The sequence below is a fragment of the Zwartia vadi genome, assembly GCF_030410375.1.
GTDB classification, from domain to species: Bacteria; Pseudomonadota; Gammaproteobacteria; order Burkholderiales; family Burkholderiaceae_B; genus Zwartia; species Zwartia vadi.
In genome coordinates this window covers 1-252 of the sequence record NZ_JAUHHE010000068.1, presented here as the reverse complement: position 1 = coordinate 252, position 252 = coordinate 1, and the positions used below count along the sequence as shown (strand labels likewise).

General features: G+C 47.6%; 1 pseudogene. It reads right to left on the bottom strand.

Going from position 1 to position 252, the window contains the following annotated elements:
• A pseudogene (locus tag QWY27_RS15365) lies at positions 1-91 on the bottom strand (phosphatidylserine decarboxylase); the annotation flags it as partial.
• Positions 92-252: the final 161 nt, after the last annotated feature.

The following is a 252-nucleotide window of genomic DNA, read 5'->3' as shown; positions in this document are numbered from 1 at the left end:
AGGTCACAAGCAAAGCAATCAAAATCGAACCGGCAAGGAAAGGCCAACCCTCGCGGGCAATAATCGGGTGGGGATAGTGAGGTGTATTCATCGTAGGGAGAAGGTTAACCCAAAAAAACACGCCCCGTGAACTGCACCCCAAAAGTTGGACACCCATCCAACTCTTGGGGTGTTTTTCATGGCGAAGTACGAAAAGGAATTTAAAAGATCAGTAGTTCATGATTACTTAGCAGGTGGCGGAGGCTACAAAAG